Raw genomic sequence first — 19,309 nt, forward strand, 5'->3', positions numbered from 1 at the left:
CCGCCGATATCGTGACGTTTTAGATCACGGCCAGCACGCCAGCCAGTCCCCATCCAGCCACCACCGGGCTCACCCCAGATGTTGCTGTTGAGCGCATCGTGCATTAGGAACGCCAGAGGCGTGCTGATGATGTGCGGTGCATACTGCTGATCTGAGTCTTGGCTAGCTTGTGCTGCGGTTACCTGCTCCAACTGCGGCATTGGTACGGCAGAGTTTGCGTTGCCATCTTGAGAGACGGCCACGTTTTCTACGTTGTCATCCGTCAGGGCAACGGATTTTGGTGTCTGCCCGTAAATAACCGGCAAGTTGCAGCTTTCACAAACGACTTTAGGTTTTGCCTCAAAAATGACCTTATCTTCACCGTCGAGGATCTTGGTGATGAAATAAGGGTCAATCAGATAGCCGCCGTTGGCAAATGCGGCGTAGCCGCGAACTAACTGCATTGGCGTGAACGACGCCGAGCCTAATGCCAGTGATTCGGTATGCGCGATGTTTTGTGCAGGGAATCCGAAACGTTGCAGATACTCAGCGGCATAATCCACACCCATTGCACGCATGGCACGTACCATCACCACGTTTTTAGACTCACCCAATCCCTGACGTAGGCGAATTGGACCGGCATAGGTCGGTGGTGAGTTTTTAGGGCGCCAATCGGTGCCAGCACCGGCATCCCAACGCGAAATTGGCAGGTCGTTCAGGATACTTGCTAGTGTTAAACCTTTGTCCATCGCAGCGGTATACAGGAACGGTTTAATGTTCGAGCCAGCCTGACGCAGAGCCTGAGTAACGCGGTTAAATTTACTCTGGTTAAAGTCAAAACCACCCACTAGCGCTTTGACCGCACCATCTTGTGGATTCAGAGAAACCAGCGCGGAGTTAACATCAGGAACCTGCGCTAGCCACCATTTCTGATCTTCATCTTGGCGAACCCAAATTTGCTGGCCTGCTTGAATCACATCGTTAACACGTCGTGGTGTCGGGCCCTGAACGCGGTCGGTCTTAAACGGACGAGCCCAACGGACTGTTGCCATTGGCAGTGTCACGTTGGTGCCATTTGCCAACATAACCGTAGCTTCGTCCGCGTTAGATTCAGTGACGACGGCTGGCAACAGTGGTCCATAAGTTGGCAACGTTTTCAGCGAATTAATAATTTGTTCGCGAGACCACGTAGGCTGTCCCACCTTCCATAGCACGTTTGATGGCCCACGGTAGCCGTGGCGCATGTCGTAAGCGATAACGTTGTTACGCAGCGCGCTCTGTGCGGCTAATTGCAAGCGCTTGGTTACCGTGGTGTAAACCTTGTAGCCATCGGTATACGCATTTTCACCGTACTGTTTCACCATCTCTTGGCGCACCATCTCAGAAAGATAAGGTGCAGAGAAGTCGATTTCAGGTCCGTGGTAACGGGCTTCTAACGGCTCGTTACGCGCTTGGTCATATTCCGCACGGGTGATGTATTTTTCATCCAACATGCGGCTCAGAACGACGTTACGACGAGCCAACGCGCGGTCATGAGAGTACAGCGGGTTAAACGTTGAGGGCGCTTTTGGTAAGCCGGCAATCATGGCAATTTCACTCAGCGTGAGCTGATCGACAGTTTTGCCAAAATAGACCTGCGCAGCGGCACCAACGCCATAGGCGCGGTAACCCAAATAAATTTTATTGAGGTATAAATCTAGAATTTCATCTTTGGTCAGCAGTTGTTCGATGCGGATCGCGAGGAAAGCCTCTTTGATTTTACGCATCAAAGTACGTTCTGGACTTAGGAAGAAGTTTCTAGCCAACTGTTGGGTAATGGTACTCGCGCCCTGCGAGGCATGACCGGTGAATAACGCCACGGAAGCGGCGCGGAAAATCCCCACCGGGTCTACACCATGGTGTTCGAAGAAGCGGCTGTCCTCAGTCGCAATAAAGGCATTGACCATCTGCGGCGGAACTTGCTTAAGCGGCAGAGGAACACGGCGTTTTTCGCCGTATTGCGCGATGAGGTATCCATCGGCGCTATAAACTTGCATTGGAGTTTGCAGTCGGACGTCTTTTAGCGTCGCGACATCTGGTAGCTGTGGCTCAACGTATTTGTACAGGCCAAATACAGCGGCTGCTCCCAGCAAAATGCAACAGACTGCAAGAATGATTAAATACTTTACGAACTTCACCTAGAATTTCCCATCACTTGTCAATTGGGCAGTTTATAAACAAACGCGCAGTAGTATAAAGGCAAGCCTGCACGGAGGATACGTTCTTTTCTTTCATTGACGATTCGGAGATCGTTACATATGTTCGCACGGACTTGGCAGTTAGGGATAGACATTCAGCCTCGCACACTTTGTGCCGTGGCGGTCACTTTTCAGCGTAAAGGCTGGCAGCTCAGACGTTGGTGGCAGTTTTCATCACCCATAAATGTGGTTGAAAGCGGGCGATTACGCCAGTCTGATGGGCTGAATCATCTGCTATCCAAGCTGCGAAGTCAGCTTCCATCGAATACTTCAGTTCGTATCGGACTCTCCCCCGAAATTATTATGCAACAAAGCATTTCGGTGTCGGATACTGGTGTCCCTGCCAGTCTGCAACAAAACTTACTTGATTTGGCTGCTGAGAAGAGTTTGTTATTGCCACGATCCGAGTTTGTATGTGATTACAGCCGCCTGCCTTCCTCCCCTAAAGATTGGTTGATGACCGCAGTTCGCCAGCAAGATATGCAGGATTGGATGACTCCGCTAGCAAATGCCGGCTTAGCGCCCAGTATTGCCGATATTACTCCCTGCGCGATGCGCCGTTCTGCGGCACTCAGTGGACAATCCCCCACGGCGCTGTTGCTGCATGTGGGGGAGTCTGTGCTGACTTGGGCCGCGCCCTTCTCTCAGTCGCTCGCCTTCGGCTACATCCCGCGTGAGGTCGGAGAAGCGCATTCCAGTGTGGTGGAGCGCGTCACTTCACATGCTGCTCAGCGTGATGTCCTGACCAGTTCGCTGCTGTGCTGTGGCGCGGTGCCATCTAGCGTCTGGTCTCCTTTTAGCGCATTGACCTATCTACAGCCTCCGTTACCGGCACAGCCGGAAATGTTTGCTTTGGCTATCGGTTTGGCGCTATGCGCAGAGAGAACATCATGGAGCAGATAAATTTATGTCCGTGGCATGCGGCGTTACGTATTAATCGGCTACGCAAGTGCGTGCAGTGCGCGATAGCGACTGCGATTTTATTCGCGCTAGTGGCCTGCTACGTCAGCTATAGCGCTTATTTACACATGCGCCATTGGCGAATGGATACTGCGATTTATCAGCAACACACTCAACGACTGCAACAGCAGAAAACTCAGTTACTCATGTGGAATTCTCAGGCAAAGACGCAACTTAGCCAGTATCAACGATACGAGAAGGGGCGTGAGTCAGGGTTACAACTCTCTTCTCTGCTGTTGGATATACAGCGCTATGTGCCCGCGCAAATATGGTTTACACGTCTGTCGTTGCAATCGGGTCAGCTTGAACTTGAAGGAACGGCGTTAACCCCCGAGGCGATCGCCGTTTTTATTGGGCGCTTCAGCGGAGCTGGCAGCATTGCAGATTTACATCTGCTGAAAATGGCCGACGCAGGGCAAGGTCAGCAGAGCTTTTTGTTGCAAGGGAAGAACGTTGGTTGGCAAAGCGGAAAAACACAGGGACGTTCACATGAGGATCAATAGTGGTGCTCTAGAGCCGCTTATCTGTTGGCTGTGCATGCTATCACTCCGGCGTTTTTATTTTGTTTTGCTTGCCGCGAGTCTGATTTGTCTTATTGGCGGGAAGCTTGGTTTAACGGCTCTAGCTCAGTGGGTGGAGTCTCCGACTTGGACAGCCAAGAACGGGGCAGAGATGCTTCAAGAACGCGTGGCCAAGGATGTTTTGAGCCAAAGAGTGCAGCTACTCAAACTTTCTGTTGGTACGTTGCTGTTTAAGCCATTAGCCACTCAGTGCACCGATTTGCCGGTCGGTGAGCGTTTTGCCCAGCAGATTAACTGGCAGAAGGACAAAAATACGCAGGAAGCGAATAGTGGACGATGGCAAATGAATGCCATGTTTAACTTCGCTCAACTGATGCAGTTAGTCGATAGATTGGCACAGTGTGCTAGACCGATTATGCAGATAGAACTCCGCTCTGAGCCGGAAATGATTTCAGGCCAGCTACTGGTCGGTGAGCCACAGTGAATTTGGGCCAAGCAATTCGTCGCGGGTGGTTTTTGTTGTTGCTGATATTGGAAATGGCGCCGATATCAATCACCCAGGCAGAGCGAGATCCATTTCACTCTTGGATACCTGAGTCAATAAAAACAGAGTCAGATGCAGCCAGAGTCCTTGGAGTTATTGGGAATGGTCGCTGTTGGACGGTGTGGTTACTTTTGCCAAATGGCGAGAGCGTGATGTCTGTGCCTAAATTTTCCCCGCGAGTGAAAGACGAAGACGTAAAAGGTGAAGGTCATGCCGAATATTCAGCCATCAGGCGGCCGACTGTTTATCCGTTTGGCTGTGCTGCTGAGAGTATTGGAGATGGAGCAAAGGAATGAAGAGATTAAAATATGGATGCTGTTATGGCTGCCTACTGTGGGCGTTGGCTTTTACCTCATGGGCTACAAAAATACGAGATGATACGCCGATTACACTCGCTTTCTCTGATGCTCCATTGGTGAACGTATTACAGGCTCTGGCAGACAATCAGCACCTTAATCTGATTGTTAGCGAGGATGTGAAAGGCAATACCTCGTTGAAACTGGTCGATGTGCCTTGGAAGCGGGCAATACAGGCGATCGCACGTTTGCATGAACTCTCAATAGAGCAGACAGGCAATATTCTTTTTGTGCAGACAATGGCTGTGGTTGATAAGCGGCAGGAGCGGGTTCACAACAAGCAGCTACAGGAAAATGCGCAGCGGCCCATTTCTCTGACTATCGCGCTACAGCAGGCGGATGTTGATGCCGTGGTAAAAAATCTGACTCAGCAAAAGGGTGGGTTATTAAGCGCTCAGGGGACGGTCAGTGCGGATCCCAGAACGAATACGATTCTGGTGCGAGACCTTCCCGAAAATACCAGAGCGGTTCAGGCATGGATAGATGAGCTTGATCAACCGGTGTCTCAGGTGCAACTCACTGCGCACATTGTGACTATTAATCGTGAAAGCCTGAATGAACTTGGTGTGCGCTGGGGGACCGCTGACTCCGATGAAGCAACATCTTCAGATTCAAGTTCAAACTCGAGTAATTTTCGGCTGAACCAATTCAACATGGGGCTGCCAGCCGAAGGGCGTTCATTTAATGCTGGATTTCAGATCGCTCGCATTGGTGGCCGTTTATTGGAGCTGGAACTTTCGGCACTTGAGCAGGAAGACAACGTCGAGATTATTGCAAGCCCGCATTTGATGGCGACGAATTTGCAAACTGCCAGCATTAAGCAGGGGACAGAAATTCCTTATGAGGTTTCCAGCGGAGCCAGTGGCTCTACCTCGATAGAGTTTAAGGAGGCGGTGTTAGGCATGGAGGTCACGCCTCGCGTAATGCGCAATGGAAAAATCACGCTAACGCTGCAGATTACGCAAAATATGCCTGGTAGGAGTATCAAGCAGGGCGATGGCGAGGCATTAGCTATCGACAAACAAGAAATAAAAACGCAGGTCACTTTGTCTGATGGGGATACTGTGATTTTAGGCGGAATCTTTCAACGACAGACGACGCATGGGAAAACGCAAGTGCCTAAGTTGGGCGATATCCCCCTGTTTGGGGCACTTTTCCGTGACTCAACAGATGAGGCTAAACGCCGTGAGCTGGTGATTTTTATCACTCCGAAGCTGGTAAAAGCCGAAACGCCCTCATCATTACTCAGGAAATAACCATTCGATACTTTTTTTACCCAAATGGTAAAATTTTTTATCACATGAATGGTTTCCGCGTTTGACGCTGCGCTTGATTTAGCTTACAAGGGTAGCGAATTAAGCACCGAGCTTTTCCGTACCCCGGCCAAAGCGTTATCGCCGTGATTTAACCTTTGGCGTGCGCTGTGATTTATTCGGTTGCCAAACTACCTAGAGTGTTGAGATAATTTTTCGTCTGATCTCACACTATCGCTCATGAGGTTTCAGTTTAGGTCCCGTCGCTAATTTGATTGGCGGGGCGGGTTATCATTAACGAATTGTCTTAGTAGTACCGAAAAACATGGCAGAGAAACGCAATATCTTTCTGGTTGGGCCTATGGGTGCCGGCAAAAGTACTATTGGTCGTCAGTTAGCTCAGCAACTGAATATGGAGTTCTTCGATTCCGATCAAGAAATTGAGCGACGCACCGGAGCTGATGTTAGCTGGGTATTCGACGTGGAAGGCGAAGAAGGATTCCGCGATCGTGAAGAAAAAGTCATCAATGAACTGACTGAGAAACAAGGCATTGTCTTGGCAACGGGTGGTGGTTCCGTGAAATCTCGCGAAACCCGTAACCGCTTGTCAGCTCGCGGCGTGGTTGTTTATCTTGAAACCACCATCGAGAAGCAGCTTGCTCGTACGCAGCGTGATAAAAAACGTCCGCTGTTGCAGGTAGATACACCGCGTGAAGTGCTGGAAGACTTGGCAAAAGAACGCAATCCGCTGTACGAAGAAATTGCTGACGTGACCATCCGTACGGATGATCAAAGTGCTAAAGTTGTTGCAAACCAGATTATCCATATGCTGGAAAGTAACTGATTATATTGAATTCTTAATCTGAAAAAGGTTCTGAGCACACCATGGAAAGGATTACCGTCACTCTTGGGGAGCGTAGCTACCCGATAACGATAGCCTCTGGTTTGTTTGAGGAGCCTGCTTCATTCCTGCCTCTAAAGGCGGGCGATCAGGCGATGTTAGTGACTAACGAAACGTTGGCGCCAATCTATCTTGATCGTGTTAGACATGCTCTTGAGCAGACCGGTGTTCGGGTGGATCAGGTGATCTTGCCGGACGGCGAACAATACAAAACGTTGTCTGTGATGGAACAGGTTTTTACTGCATTACTGCAAAAGCCCCACGGGCGTGATACTACGCTCATCGCTCTGGGTGGTGGTGTTATTGGCGATTTAACCGGTTTTGCGGCCGCGTGCTATCAGCGCGGAGTCCGTTTTATTCAGGTGCCAACGACATTACTGTCTCAGGTTGACTCTTCTGTTGGCGGAAAAACAGCGGTCAATCATCCACTTGGAAAGAATATGATCGGGGCTTTTTACCAACCCGCATCTGTTGTTGTGGATATTGACTGTTTAAAAACGCTGCCAGCGCGCGAACTTGCTTCTGGTTTAGCCGAGGTCATTAAATACGGCATTATTCTGGATGGTGAATTCTTCGTTTGGTTAGAAGAACATCTGGATGCTTTGTTAAACCTTGAACCAGCTGCAATGGCATACTGCATTCGTCGTTGTTGCGAGCTTAAAGCGGAAGTGGTTGCTGCGGATGAAACAGAGCAGGGCGTACGCGCATTGCTGAACTTAGGTCACACCTATGGTCATGCGATTGAAGCAGAAATGGGCTATGGTAATTGGTTGCATGGTGAGGCCGTTGCGGCTGGTATGATGATGGCTGCGCATACAGCTCGTCGTCTTGGCCAGTTTAGTGAGGCTGATGTTGCTCGCGTCAGAACGTTGATTGCGCGGGCGGGTCTGCCAGTTTCCGGGCCAAAAAGTATGACTCCAGAATCCTACCTACCACATATGATGCGTGATAAGAAGGTTCTGGCTGGTGAACTGCGTCTGGTGCTGCCAATCGCGATTGGTCAGTCAGAAGTGCGTGCAGGCGTGGCTCATGAGATTGTCCTAGCTGCAATTGCGGATTGCCGCGATTGATGTTGTCGAATCATTAAATATTGAGTTGACCGGTGAGAATAAAAGCGCCCCACCGGTTTTGCCTCTGACTGGAGGGTGGATATGGAAGAAGAAGAGTTCAAACCTGATGAAGATCTGAAGCCTGATGCTAGCGATCGTCGTCCAACTCGTACACGCAAGGCTCGCCCTGCGGCCCCAAAATTAGCGGTTTCTCGTCAGCACATGATGATGGGGATCGGTATTCTGGTGCTGTTGGTGTTAATCATTGGTATCGGTTCTGCGCTGAAATCACCGACGAAAAGTGAAACAGCCCAGCAGCCTAGCAATGGTGGAACCAGAGATATTAGCCTTTCGGGGTCATCTTCCCTATCCAACAACACGGCCAGCAATACCACCGATGAGCATGATGGCAGTGGTGTGAACAACTCAGGCATGATTGACCACTCTGCTGATAGCGGTAGCGCGACTGCGTCACAACCGCAGGATGTTTCTGTTCCACCTATTTCTGGAACGCCAACTCAGGCTGCTCCCGTTCAGGGCGAGCAAGGTCAGCAACGTATTGATCTTGCTGGTAACAATATGTCTGATGCGTTGACTCAGCAGCAAGGTCAGGTAGATTCTGCTGTCCAGGGCGTTGACGGTGGGGTTAATGCTTCAACATTGCCAACGGCTCCTGCGACATTGGGTTCTGGCGCAGTGGTCGCTAAACCGTCATCAACCACCACGGGTGCCGTACAGAATATTCGACCAGTGCAGACTAAACCTGTAGCGACGTCTAAGCCTCATTCAGGTAAAACAACGGTCGGTAAAACACCAACAAATGTTGCCAGCGCGGCGAAACCAAATGCAAATACTGCGAAGGTTCCGACAAAACCGGTGACAAATAGCGGTGCGGTAAGCTCTGCGGTAAGTGGTGCCAATACGTCTCTGAAAGGTGCTCCAGCTAGCCATTACACATTACAGCTAAGCAGTGCATCACGTTCTGAGTCGTTAAATGCCTTTGCGAGAAAACAGAATTTGTCGCATTACTGGGTTTATGAAACGACGCGTAACGGTAAGCCATGGTATGTACTGGTGAGTGGTAGCTACTCAAGTCCTGCTGAAGCAAAACGGGCGGTATCTACATTGCCTGCTGAGGTTCAAGCGAAGAATCCTTGGGTACGTCCGATGGCTCAAGTACAAAAAGATCTCAAAAAATAAACAGTGGAATACTTTGCTTCAATGGGCAGCGGTATCGTTTGATGCCGCTGTTCTCAAGTTGCAGGGTATAAAATGCGCGCTGAAGTGCTGTCTCGAACAGTGTTTGATCCGCCGATTTGAATTGTAAAAGTAGCTTACTGACGGCATGAAGAAAAACCGCGCTTTTTTAAAATGGGCTGGTGGAAAGTATCCACTGGTAGACGAGATCCGTCGATATTTGCCTGCAGGAAAGCGGTTGATCGAGCCCTTTGTTGGGGCCGGCTCCGTATTTTTGAATACGGATTATGAAGAATACTTGTTAGCTGATATTAATGCTGACCTGATCAATCTGTATAACATCGTAAAGACCCAGCCTGATAATTTTGTTCGCGACGCCAAGGTGATGTTCAGTGGCGAATTTAATCAGTCTGAGATGTTTTATGCGTTACGCGCTGAGTTTAATCAGAGCGTTGACCCGTACCGGAGAGCGGTACTGTTCTTGTATCTGAACCGCCACTGTTATAACGGTTTGTGCCGCTATAACTCACGCGGTGAATTTAACGTGCCATTTGGCCGTTACAAGAAACCTTATTTCCCTGAAGCAGAACTGTACTGGTTTGCACAGAAAGCCCAGAAAGCGACCTTTGTCTGTGAGCACTATACGCAGTCAATGGGGCAGGCCGTGGAAGGAACCGTTGTATATTGCGATCCTCCCTATGCGCCGTTGTCGGCAACCGCGAATTTTACGGCTTACCATACCAACAGTTTTAGCATGACAGATCAGATGAAGCTGGCCGAAGTGGCTTCGCATTTGTCGTCGCGGCAGAAGATTCCAGTTCTGATTTCGAATCATGACACCGAACTGACGCGTCAGTGGTATGCACAGGCGGATCTGTTTGTAGTGAGTGCGCGCCGCACAATCAGCAGCAAGGTAGGCGGACGCAACAAAGTAGACGAATTGTTGGCGCTGTATTCCTGAAATTTGCACAGTGTCTGAACCGAGCACATGGAGAAACGGATGAAACAGTATTTAATTGCCCCGTCGATTTTGTCAGCAGACTTTGCCAGATTAGGCGAGGATACTGCGAAAGTACTGGCGTCAGGCGCAGACGTTGTTCATTTTGACGTAATGGATAACCATTATGTCCCGAATTTAACCATTGGCCCGATGGTGTGCAAGGCACTGCGCGATTATGGAATCACCGCGCCGATAGATGTCCATCTGATGGTAAAGCCGGTTGACCGAATCATTCCTGATTTTGCCGAAGCCGGTGCTAGCATTATCTCTTTTCATCCAGAAGCCTCTGAGCACGTCGACCGCTCATTACAGCTGATTAAATCTTTAGGTTGTAAAGCGGGGCTGGTATTCAACCCGGCGACATCACTCAGTTATCTTGAATACGTGATGGATAAAGTTGACGTGATCTTGTTGATGTCGGTCAACCCTGGCTTTGGTGGTCAATCATTCATTCCTGCAACGCTGGATAAGCTACGTCAGGTACGTAAGCTGATTGATGCTAGCGGCCGTGATATTCGCTTAGAAGTCGATGGTGGTGTGAAAGCCGATAATATCGGTGCCATTGCCGCAGCAGGCGCAGATATGTTTGTCGCGGGTTCTGCTATTTTCGGTCACCCAGACTATGAACAAATTATCACTCAGATGCGCGGCGAAATCGCTAAAGCCACCGCTCAGAGTGAATAACATGAATAGCTCAGCGTCGGCTGGTTTTTCTCCTCGCCTGTTCGAGAAGATACAGGCGGTAGCCTTCGATCTGGATGGTACGCTTGTCGATAGCGCCTCTGGTCTATCGGCGGCCATGGATAAGGCGATGAAAGAGCTGGGTTTACCTGTCCCAGGCTTGGCCCGCGTTAAAAATTGGATCGGCAACGGTGCCGATATGTTGGTTAATCGAGCGCTAGTCTGGGCCGATAAAGAGCCAACGGATGCGCTGTGTCAACGAGCTCGAGCCGCGTTTGATTTCTACTATGCCAGCACGGTTGAAACCGGCAGTCAGCTATATCCTCAGGTCAAAGAAACGCTTGCCGCTTTATCCCATAAAGGCTATCCGCTTGCGGTTATCACGAATAAACCCACCCCTTTTGTTCGCCCGTTATTGGCCTCTCTCGGCATCGATGGCTATTTTAGCCACATTGTCGGCGGCGATGATGTGGTGAGGAAAAAACCACACCCTGCGCCGTTGTATTTGGTTTTAGCCCAAACGGGTGTATTGGCGAGTGAGTTGCTATTCGTGGGTGATTCTCGTAATGATATTCAGGCTGCACATGCGGCCGGATGCCCTTCAGTTGGGATGACTTATGGGTATAACTACGGCGAACCGATCGAGCGTAGCGAGCCAAGCTGTGTGCTGAACCAATTTTCTGAGTTGTTGCCCCTGATCGGGCTACCCCCTTTAAGCTAAGACGTATAGGAACCGAGACATGAGTAAGCCCATCGTTTTCAGTGGCGCACAGCCATCTGGTGAACTGACCATTGGTAACTACATGGGAGCTTTGCGCCAATGGGTGCAGATGCAAGATGAGTATGACTGCATTTATTGCATCGTTGACCAGCATGCGATTACCGTGCGTCAGGATGCACAGCAACTGCGTAAAGCAACGTTAGATACGCTAGCGCTCTATCTGGCCTGTGGTATTGATCCAGATAAAAGCACTATCTTCGTACAGTCTCATGTTCCTGAACATGCTCAGCTTGGCTGGGTGCTTAACTGCTACACCTATTTTGGTGAGCTGAGCCGTATGACGCAGTTTAAAGACAAATCTGCGCGCTATGCTGAAAATATCAACGCAGGTCTCTTTGATTACCCTGTACTGATGGCGGCTGATATCTTGCTGTATCAGACGACTCAGGTACCGGTTGGGGAAGATCAGAAACAGCATTTAGAATTGAGCCGTGATGTTGCAGCCCGATTTAACGCATTGTATGGCGATATCTTTAAGGTTCCAGAGCCGTTTATTCCTAAGTCTGGCGCTCGTGTGATGTCCTTGCTGGAACCAACCAAAAAGATGTCTAAATCTGACGATAACCGTAACAACGTGATCGGTTTGCTGGAAGACCCAAAATCAGTCATCAAGAAGATTAAACGCGCGGTGACAGATTCTGACGAACCTGCAGTTGTTCGCTATGACGTGGTGAATAAGGCTGGCGTGTCGAACCTGCTAGATATTTTATCTGGTGTGACCGGCAAAAGCATTCCAGAACTCGAGCAAGAGTTCGAAGGGAAAATGTATGGTCATCTGAAAGGTGCGGTTGCTGATGCCGTTTCTGGCATGCTAACTGAATTGCAGGAACGCTATAACCGTTTCCGTAATGATGAAGCCTTCTTACAGCAGGTGATGCGTGACGGTGCACAGAAAGCGCGTGCTCGTGCGCAGGAAACCGTGAAAAAAGTTTACGATGCGATAGGATTCGTTGCTCAGCCGTAAGCTTCAAAGCGCATGAATAATCAGAACCCGCCTCTTGGTGGGTTTTTTTATGCTTCGCGATTATGATGTGAATATAATCTGAAACAAGTTATTTGATAATAGAAATAGGATGTTATTCAGAAAATACGAGAACTGTGGGCTTAATGTTCTCTATTTTATTGGGGTGTATTGCCCTTGGAATAAGAGCAATATTGGTGATTGGCCACCGATGGTTAATAATAAAACCATAAATATAGATTTGATGAATGTCTAATGTGGCCACTCTGATAGGTTAAGAATTACTTCTGTGAATCAACGTCGCCACAGCCACCAATCATTTTAGAGATTGAAATAGCAGGGTGGAATAAATAGTCGTAGCTACAGTTTTTTGCTTTGTTATCAATGTGTCCAGTACAAGCGGTCAGCGTGGACAGTACTGCGGCAACAATGGAGAGTTTAATAAATTTATTCATTTTTCATTCCCGATCTTAAACTGAAATTAATAGTGGAGTATTAATATCTGAAACAAATGTTTGATTAAAAAAAACAGAATGCTCAAATATAGGTATGAAACTATAGATTATCGTGGTTGTGCATACAAGCATGATATTTAAATGGTGGGATAAATCGGAAGAATGCTTTTTTTAGTCCTGCTTAATTACATTTCCCATGTCATTTATATATGAAGTTATATTAATTTATTCATTGTTATTATTTGTTATTTATAATCTGTGATTTCAGGTTTATTGTGTATTTTTCACATTGTATTAATTTTGTTTCTCATAATCAGGTTATTTTGATGAGATTATTACGTTAATGTAACTTACTTTTATACGGATCTCTTTAATAATATATCTACGAAATCCTGCATCGTAGATATCTTGGGAAGGGATGACATCATAGCGCTTGCCCAGTTAATTTTGACGCTATAGGTCAAGGTGCGCTAAAACCCCGATCTCGAAGGTTACTGTGTAAGAGTTAGATTTATACTCTGGGATGGAAAGGCGTAGTTGATTTTCTTCTGTTATGAATAATATGCGTTTTTAGTTTTTAAACGGGCTAAACCTTGAGGCGTCGGCCTCAAGGCTTGAATTGAAGGGATAGTGTTTTGTCAGTGGTTGCTTTCAGTAAACCGTTTAGTGCTACTTTTTCGTCGCCGCGCTAAACCAGTTGAGCCTGTCACGTAATGAAACCACCGTGCCGACAATGATCAGGCTTGGGCTTTCAACCTGCTGAGCTAACTCACCAAGCGCTGACAGTTCACCGGTAACGACTTTTTGCTGCACCGAGGTGCCATTTTCAACCAAGGCGATTGGCATAGATGTGCTCATGCCATGCTTGATGAGCTGTGCCTGAATTTCAGCGGCCTGATTGAGGCCCATATAAAACACTAATGTTTGTTTTTCGGCGGCTAAATTAGCCCAGTCCAGCGAGGTGTCTTTCTTGGCATGTCCAGTCACCAGTCGCACGCTTTGCGCATAATCTCGGTGCGTGAGTGGAATACCGCTATAGGCTGAACAGCCTGATGCTGCCGTGATCCCAGGGACAACGGAAAACGCGATACTGTCGTCTGCTAATACTTCTAGCTCCTCGCCACCGCGACCAAAAATGAAGGGGTCTCCACCTTTTAAGCGAACTACGCGTTTGCCGTTACGCGCATTGCGTAGCAGGATTTGATTAATTTCATCCTGCGGTACGCAGTGGTAGCCAGCCCGTTTGCCGACGAAAATGCGTTCGGCGTCGCGTCGAACTAAATTCATAATGTCGTCAGAGACCAGCCGGTCATAAACGACTACGTCGGCCTGCTGGATTTGCTGTAGACCCTTTAGCGTGAGTAGCCCTGCGTCACCGGGGCCTGCCCCCACCAATACAACTTCACCACGCTGCTCCAGAGGCTGTTCAAAGAGATCGGTGAGGTGTTTGTCTACCATCGCTGCATCCTGATTCGCCAGCGACTGAGCTAAGCGGTCATGCGCAAAGAGACGCTCCCAAAAACGGCGACGTAGCGTGATGGTTGAGAATTTATCTTTCACCTGCTGGCGTAAATCACCCGCTAAACGAGCGAGCTGGCCTAAATGCTGTGGCAGGATTGCTTCCAGTTTTTCACGTAGCAAACGCGCTAGCACCGGGGATTTACCACCGGATGAAACGGCAACCATAAGCGGTGAACGGTCGATAATAGAGGGCATGATAAAACTGGCGCGCTTAGGTGCATCGACCACGTTGCAGAAAATCTGGCGATCGCTGGCCTGTTGGAACACGAGATCGTTGACACTCTCATCGTCAGTCGCTGCGATAACCAGCCATACGCCTTCGAGTAGAGCAGGGGAGAACTCACCGTGCGCCTGCTTTAGCTTGCCATCTTTTGCCCATAGGTCGAACTGTGGCGTGAACTCTTTGGCATTAACCGTGATATCAGCCCCTGCATCCATCAGCAGTCTTGCTTTACGTTCAGCGACTTCGCCGCCGCCAACCAGCAGACAGGCCTTTTGTTGCAACTGACAAAAAATCGGTAAATAGTCCATCGAACAATCCTCACTACGGAAATTTGCTTCGGCAAAAAAGCGCATCGCCTAAGCGATGCGCCATAAAATCATTAAGCTGTCTGATTCTGTTGTGCCGAAACTTTCGCCACCGGGCGCTGCGCGCGCGGTGTTGCATACCAGTAACCGAGACCCATAAAGACCGCACCGGATAACGTATTACCCAGTGTCACCCACAGCAGATTGTGTCCAATACCGCTTAGAGTAAAGGATTCGCTGTGATTACCGAGCCAAGATAGGGCAAAAAGGGTCATGTTGGCAACTGAGTGCTCGTAGCCTGATGCGATAAATGCCAGTAAACACCACCAGATAGCGAGGAATTTTCCTGCGCCTTCGGTGCGAAGTGCCATCCAGATTGCCAAGCAAACCAGCCAGTTACACAGCGCGCCTTTGAAGAAGAGTACGGCTGCGGGAGCTGTTGTTTTTGCTAACGCTGCGGTGTGAACCAAGCTGCTGTCAACCGGTAGTAGGTTGCCGCCGCCGTAGTAATACAAAACGGCGACGAAGATTGAACCGATAAGGTTCCCCAACCATGTTTGCGGCAGGATGGCTAACCATTGGCTTCTGCTAATAGTGCCCGCTTTTACACCAAGGGTCAGGAACATCGTGTGGCCGGTAAACAACTCAGATCCTGCGATAATGACTAGTGTCAGGGCGATACCAAAAGTGGCTCCCATTAACAGCGGACGCAATGCGGGCTCGACCATATTTCCCAGTGTAAAAATCAGAATGATGCCGAGGCCAACATAAGCCCCCGCCATCGCAGAGCTAATCCAAAAACCAAACGGGTTATCTTTGTTCAGGCGAACAATGCGTGCTGCATTGGTAGCGCATTTATTGATGGTGTCGGTAAACATACTGGCTTCCATTAGTTGCTAAAGATTAAAGGTGAAAATTTTGGTGAAAACTGAAATCAGGGTGACTTGATATTTTGTTGCTGTGTAAGGTTTCGACCGCCCGTCAATAACAGCTTCCAGCACATTGTCCTTCAGCCGAAGGGAGGCGTCCGGCTAGGATTCGCCGACAGGACGTCGGCGAAAGAACGGAGGAGCCAGAATGGCGATTGAGCCGCCTTGCTCGGACGCTTGCACTAGCGCATATGTAGATTTCGGTGCCTTAGGCGTACGAAACCTTACACTGACCGGATATCCGCCCCGCTCACTAACCCACCGCCTGCACCTGCACAAACCCATCAACTAAACGGGTCTTAAAGTGCGGAACCGAGTGGGTTTCATCCTCAAGACAATAGCCATCTACCAAGCGGAAATGCTGCTTTTTCAATGGACTGGCTACCCATAACTCACCTTGATGCTCGGCAATCAGTCCGCGAGATAGCACGCTTGAACCGGCAAACGGATCGATATTGCTGATGGCGAATACTTGTTCATCCTGATACGGGCGAAACACGGCGACCTGATGACTTCCGACTAATGCGCACACGCCGGTGCCTGGCAGGATGTCGTTTAACGGACAGACATTGATCCACTGGCTCATGCGTTAGCCTCCTCGGTTGCAATCAGGGTGACAGGAATACGTTCATCTGGACGCGCAGGGCGATGCTGAGCGCGCTCTGGAACGATTTGGACATTAGGATCGCGTTGGTCACTGTTGATAAAGTGTGCGAAACGAACCTGAGCGGCTGGCGTGTTAACGGTTTCAGTCCACTCGCAGATAACTTTTTCGCGTAGGCGGGTCATTTCTTGTTCTAACAGGGCGTTCATACCCAGCTTGTCGTCAATGATGACGGAGCGCAGGTAGTCGATACCGCCTTCCAAGCTTTCCAGCCAAACGGAGGTTCGCTGCAATTTATCGCCGGTGCGGATATAGAACATCATGAAGCGGTCGAGATATTTAATCAGGGTTTCACGATCCAGATCGGCGGCCAGCAGATCGCCATGGCGCGGTTTCATCCCGCCGTTGCCGCAAACATAGAGGTTCCAGCCGTTTTCGGTGGCGATAATCCCCACATCTTTGCCCTGTGCTTCGGAACACTCACGCGTACAACCAGACACACCAAACTTCATTTTGTGCGGAGTACGGATGCCTTTGTAGCGGTTTTCCAATTCCACGCCAAAGCCAACGCTGTCGCCAACGCCATAGCGGCACCAGGTACTACCGACGCAGGTTTTCGCCATACGCAGCGCTTTGGCATAGGCGTGACCGGTTTCGAAACCTGCCTCAATCAGTTTGCTCCAGATAGCGGGTAGATCGTCTTTTTGCGCTCCAAACATACCGATACGCTGCGAGCCCGTGATTTTGGTATACAGATTATATTCGCGCGCAATTTCGCCGATCGCCATCAGTCCTTCTGGCGTAATTTCACCGCCGGCAGAACGAGGAATGACCGAGTAAGTACCATCTTTCTGAATGTTAGCAAGGAAGTTATCGTTGGTATCTTGTAGTGGAGTGAGGTCTGGCTGTAGAACGTAGTCGTTCCAGCAAGAGGCTAACAGAGAACCGACGGTAGGTTTGCAAACTTCGCAGCCGTAGCCTTTACCGTATTTTGCCAGCAGTTCGCTGAAAGATTTGATCTCTTCGACGCGAATCAGGTGATAGAGCTCCTGACGTGAATAGGCAAAGTGTTCACACAGATGGTTGTTAACTTCGATACCTTGTTTCGCCAACTCAGCGTTCAAAACCTGAGTAACGAGTGGAATACAGCCACCGCAGCCGGTGCCCGCTTTTGTTGCAGACTTAATCGCGGCGACGGTATGGCAACCCGCATTCACCGCTTTGATGATGTCGCCTTTGCTGACGTCGAAGCAAGAACAGATTTGAGCAGTTTCAGGCAGAGACTCTACGCCAATAGCCGGTTTACCTTTCCCCGCATGAGCCGGCAAAATGAGGCTGTCTGGGTGCTCTGGCAGCTCGATGTCGTTCAGCGTGAGCTGTAGCAGATTACCGTAGTCGCTGGTATCTCCGACTAAAACGGCGCCGAGCAGGCGTTTGTTATCAGCGCTGACGATAATGCGTTTATAGATTTCTTGGCTTTCATCCAGATAAACATAGCTGCGTGCGCCTTCGGTACGGCCATGGGCATCACCGATGCCGCCTACGTCTACGCCCAACAGTTTCAGTTTGGCGCTCATATCTGCGCCATGGAATCCATTTTCTTTACCCAGCAAATGGTCAACGGTGACCTGAGCCATTTTGTAGCCCGGAGCAACCAAGCCGAAAGTGCGATCGTTCCAAGAGGCACATTCACCGATGGCATAGACGTCGGGATCTGAGGTTTGGCACTGATCGTTAATCACGATCCCGCCGCGACGGGCGGTGGCTAAACCGCACTGATGTGCCAGTTTGTCTTGTGGGCGAATCCCCGTGGAGAAGACGATAAAGTCGATTTCCAGCTCAGTGCCGTCGGCAAAGCGCATGGTTTTACGAGCTTCGCTGCCTGAATGCACAATCTCTTGCGTGTTTTTGCTGGTATGAACGCGCACGCCCATACGCTCAATTTTCTCACGCAGTTGTTGACCGCCCATTGGGTCGAGCTGCTCGGCCATAAGCACGGGCGCGAATTCAATAACATGGGTTTCAACGCCGAGGTTTTTCAGTGCCCCCGCGGCTTCCAGACCTAACAGTCCACCGCCGACCACGGCACCGCGTTTGCTACGGCGTGCACAGGCTTCGATAGCGTTAAGGTCTTCGATGGTTCGGTAAACAAAGCAATCTTGGCCTTCACTTCCCTTGATTGGCGGAACCCATGGATAAGATCCGGTTGCCATAATCAGTTTGTCGTAGTGGATAGTACGACCTGAGTTGGAATAGATGATTTTTTCGCTGCGATTGATGGTGATGGCGCGCTCGCCAACCAGCACATTCACGTTGTGTTTTTGATAGAAGCCTTCACGAACCAGAGAAAGCTCTTCAGCGGTGTGATGCGAAAAATAGGAAGAGAGATGAACGCGGTCATAGGCGACGCGGGGTTCTTCACAGAATACGGTAATCTCAAATTGATTCGGTTCAGCTTTTTCTAATAGTTCTTCGATGAAGCGATGGCCGACCATCCCGTTACCGATAATGGCGAGTCTTAGTTTGCTCATTTTTGCCTCAGAATTTGCTGCAAATGAAAGAAGTCTACGCCTACCATAATCCTCCGCGGTGAGTGTTTATTGATGTAAATCAATTTGCCCCTCATATACCTCTAAGGTGGTAGTTGCCTGATTTTATTGAAAATTTGTTAAGTTGCGGATTTTTCGCAACTTTGGCTGAAACGAGTCAGTCATGGAGGGAAATGGCTAATTAGCATCAGAAAAAGTGAAATGCCATTTTGTTTTAATTTTAAACAATAGAGAAATCACATCGGCCAAACAGGCTGGAATCGATAAAATTCTTACCCCCTGTACGAAAACGATTGCTTTTTG

The 19,309-nt window shown here is 49.3% G+C and carries 17 protein-coding genes; 11 read left to right on the plus strand and 6 right to left on the minus strand.

The genetic code is table 11. The features are described 5' to 3' along the window. Positions 1-2,156 (minus strand): peptidoglycan glycosyltransferase/peptidoglycan DD-transpeptidase MrcA (gene mrcA / locus HMPREF3091_RS03455; protein ID WP_246839951.1); only part of this gene is annotated, 2,156 nt, incomplete at its 3' end. Positions 2,157-2,276: 120 nt separating this feature from the next. On the opposite strand from mrcA, the gene pilM reads away from it, so the two are divergent. The 11 genes from pilM (at position 2,277) to trpS (ending at position 12,423) form a co-directional block, all read left to right on the plus strand. Further along, positions 2,277-3,119 (plus strand): type IV pilus biogenesis protein PilM, encoded by an 843-nt coding sequence (pilM, locus tag HMPREF3091_RS03460; protein ID WP_070714265.1) that lies wholly within the window; start codon positions 2,277-2,279, stop codon positions 3,117-3,119. Next, positions 3,107-3,679: a PilN domain-containing protein gene (locus HMPREF3091_RS03465; RefSeq protein WP_070714268.1), complete on the plus strand. Its 573-nt coding sequence runs from the start codon at positions 3,107-3,109 to the stop codon at positions 3,677-3,679. The genes pilM and HMPREF3091_RS03465 overlap by 13 nt, the downstream gene beginning before the upstream one ends. Next, complete coding sequence (locus HMPREF3091_RS03470) at positions 3,666-4,181, plus strand: hypothetical protein (protein ID WP_070714270.1); 516 nt, start codon at positions 3,666-3,668, stop codon at positions 4,179-4,181. The genes HMPREF3091_RS03465 and HMPREF3091_RS03470 overlap by 14 nt, the downstream gene beginning before the upstream one ends. A gap of 352 nt (positions 4,182-4,533) precedes the next feature. Beyond that, positions 4,534-5,853: a DNA uptake porin HofQ gene (gene hofQ / locus HMPREF3091_RS03480; RefSeq protein ID WP_070714272.1), complete on the plus strand. Its 1,320-nt coding sequence runs from the start codon at positions 4,534-4,536 to the stop codon at positions 5,851-5,853. Positions 5,854-6,175: 322 nt separating this feature from the next. Beyond that, a complete protein-coding gene (gene aroK / locus HMPREF3091_RS03485; RefSeq protein WP_004090980.1) occupies positions 6,176-6,694 on the plus strand; it encodes a shikimate kinase AroK in 519 nt (172 codons plus the stop codon). Between the two features lie 41 nt (positions 6,695-6,735). After that, entirely contained in the window at positions 6,736-7,821 is a 1,086-nt protein-coding gene (gene aroB / locus HMPREF3091_RS03490; RefSeq protein WP_004090979.1) for a 3-dehydroquinate synthase, read from the plus strand. An 81-nt stretch (positions 7,822-7,902) separates the two neighbouring features. Further along, the gene (locus HMPREF3091_RS03495; RefSeq protein WP_004090978.1) at positions 7,903-9,000 is read left to right on the plus strand and encodes an SPOR domain-containing protein; all 1,098 of its coding nucleotides are present in this window, start codon (positions 7,903-7,905) and stop codon (positions 8,998-9,000) included. Positions 9,001-9,145: 145 nt separating this feature from the next. Next, positions 9,146-9,958, plus strand: a complete 813-nt coding sequence (dam, locus tag HMPREF3091_RS03500; protein ID WP_070714274.1) for an adenine-specific DNA-methyltransferase — start codon at positions 9,146-9,148, stop codon at positions 9,956-9,958. Positions 9,959-9,997: 39 nt separating this feature from the next. Beyond that, the gene (gene rpe, locus HMPREF3091_RS03505) at positions 9,998-10,681 is read left to right on the plus strand and encodes a ribulose-phosphate 3-epimerase (protein ID WP_035502757.1); all 684 of its coding nucleotides are present in this window, start codon (positions 9,998-10,000) and stop codon (positions 10,679-10,681) included. A 1-nt stretch (position 10,682) separates the two neighbouring features. Next, positions 10,683-11,399 (plus strand): phosphoglycolate phosphatase, encoded by a 717-nt coding sequence (locus HMPREF3091_RS03510; RefSeq protein ID WP_004090972.1) that lies wholly within the window; start codon positions 10,683-10,685, stop codon positions 11,397-11,399. Between the two features lie 19 nt (positions 11,400-11,418). Continuing rightward, positions 11,419-12,423, plus strand: a complete 1,005-nt coding sequence (gene trpS / locus HMPREF3091_RS03515) for a tryptophan--tRNA ligase (RefSeq protein WP_070714275.1) — start codon at positions 11,419-11,421, stop codon at positions 12,421-12,423. A gap of 278 nt (positions 12,424-12,701) precedes the next feature. Here trpS and HMPREF3091_RS03520 read toward each other — a convergent pair whose 3' ends face one another. From HMPREF3091_RS03520 to nirB, 5 genes are all read right to left on the minus strand, one after another. Beyond that, entirely contained in the window at positions 12,702-12,875 is a 174-nt protein-coding gene (locus HMPREF3091_RS03520; protein WP_004090966.1) for a YhfL family protein, read from the minus strand. 669 nt (positions 12,876-13,544) lie between these two features. Further along, on the minus strand, positions 13,545-14,927 hold the full coding sequence (gene cysG, locus HMPREF3091_RS03525) for a siroheme synthase CysG (RefSeq protein WP_070714278.1): 1,383 nt from the start codon (positions 14,925-14,927) through the stop codon (positions 13,545-13,547). Between the two features lie 71 nt (positions 14,928-14,998). Then, positions 14,999-15,802 carry a nitrite transporter NirC gene (nirC, locus tag HMPREF3091_RS03530; RefSeq protein WP_070714281.1) on the minus strand — a complete coding sequence of 268 codons (804 nt, stop codon included), beginning with the start codon at positions 15,800-15,802 and terminating at the stop codon, positions 14,999-15,001. A 304-nt stretch (positions 15,803-16,106) separates the two neighbouring features. Then, positions 16,107-16,439, minus strand: coding sequence for a nitrite reductase small subunit NirD (gene nirD / locus HMPREF3091_RS03535; RefSeq protein WP_004090960.1), 333 nt, complete (start codon positions 16,437-16,439; stop codon positions 16,107-16,109). Continuing rightward, positions 16,436-18,988 (minus strand): nitrite reductase large subunit NirB, encoded by a 2,553-nt coding sequence (nirB, locus tag HMPREF3091_RS03540; protein WP_070714282.1) that lies wholly within the window; start codon positions 18,986-18,988, stop codon positions 16,436-16,438. The genes nirD and nirB overlap by 4 nt, the downstream gene beginning before the upstream one ends. Positions 18,989-19,309: the final 321 nt, after the last annotated feature.

The sequence above is a fragment of the Hafnia sp. HMSC23F03 genome (assembly GCF_001816025.1).
Classification (GTDB): domain Bacteria; phylum Pseudomonadota; class Gammaproteobacteria; order Enterobacterales; family Enterobacteriaceae; genus Hafnia; species Hafnia paralvei.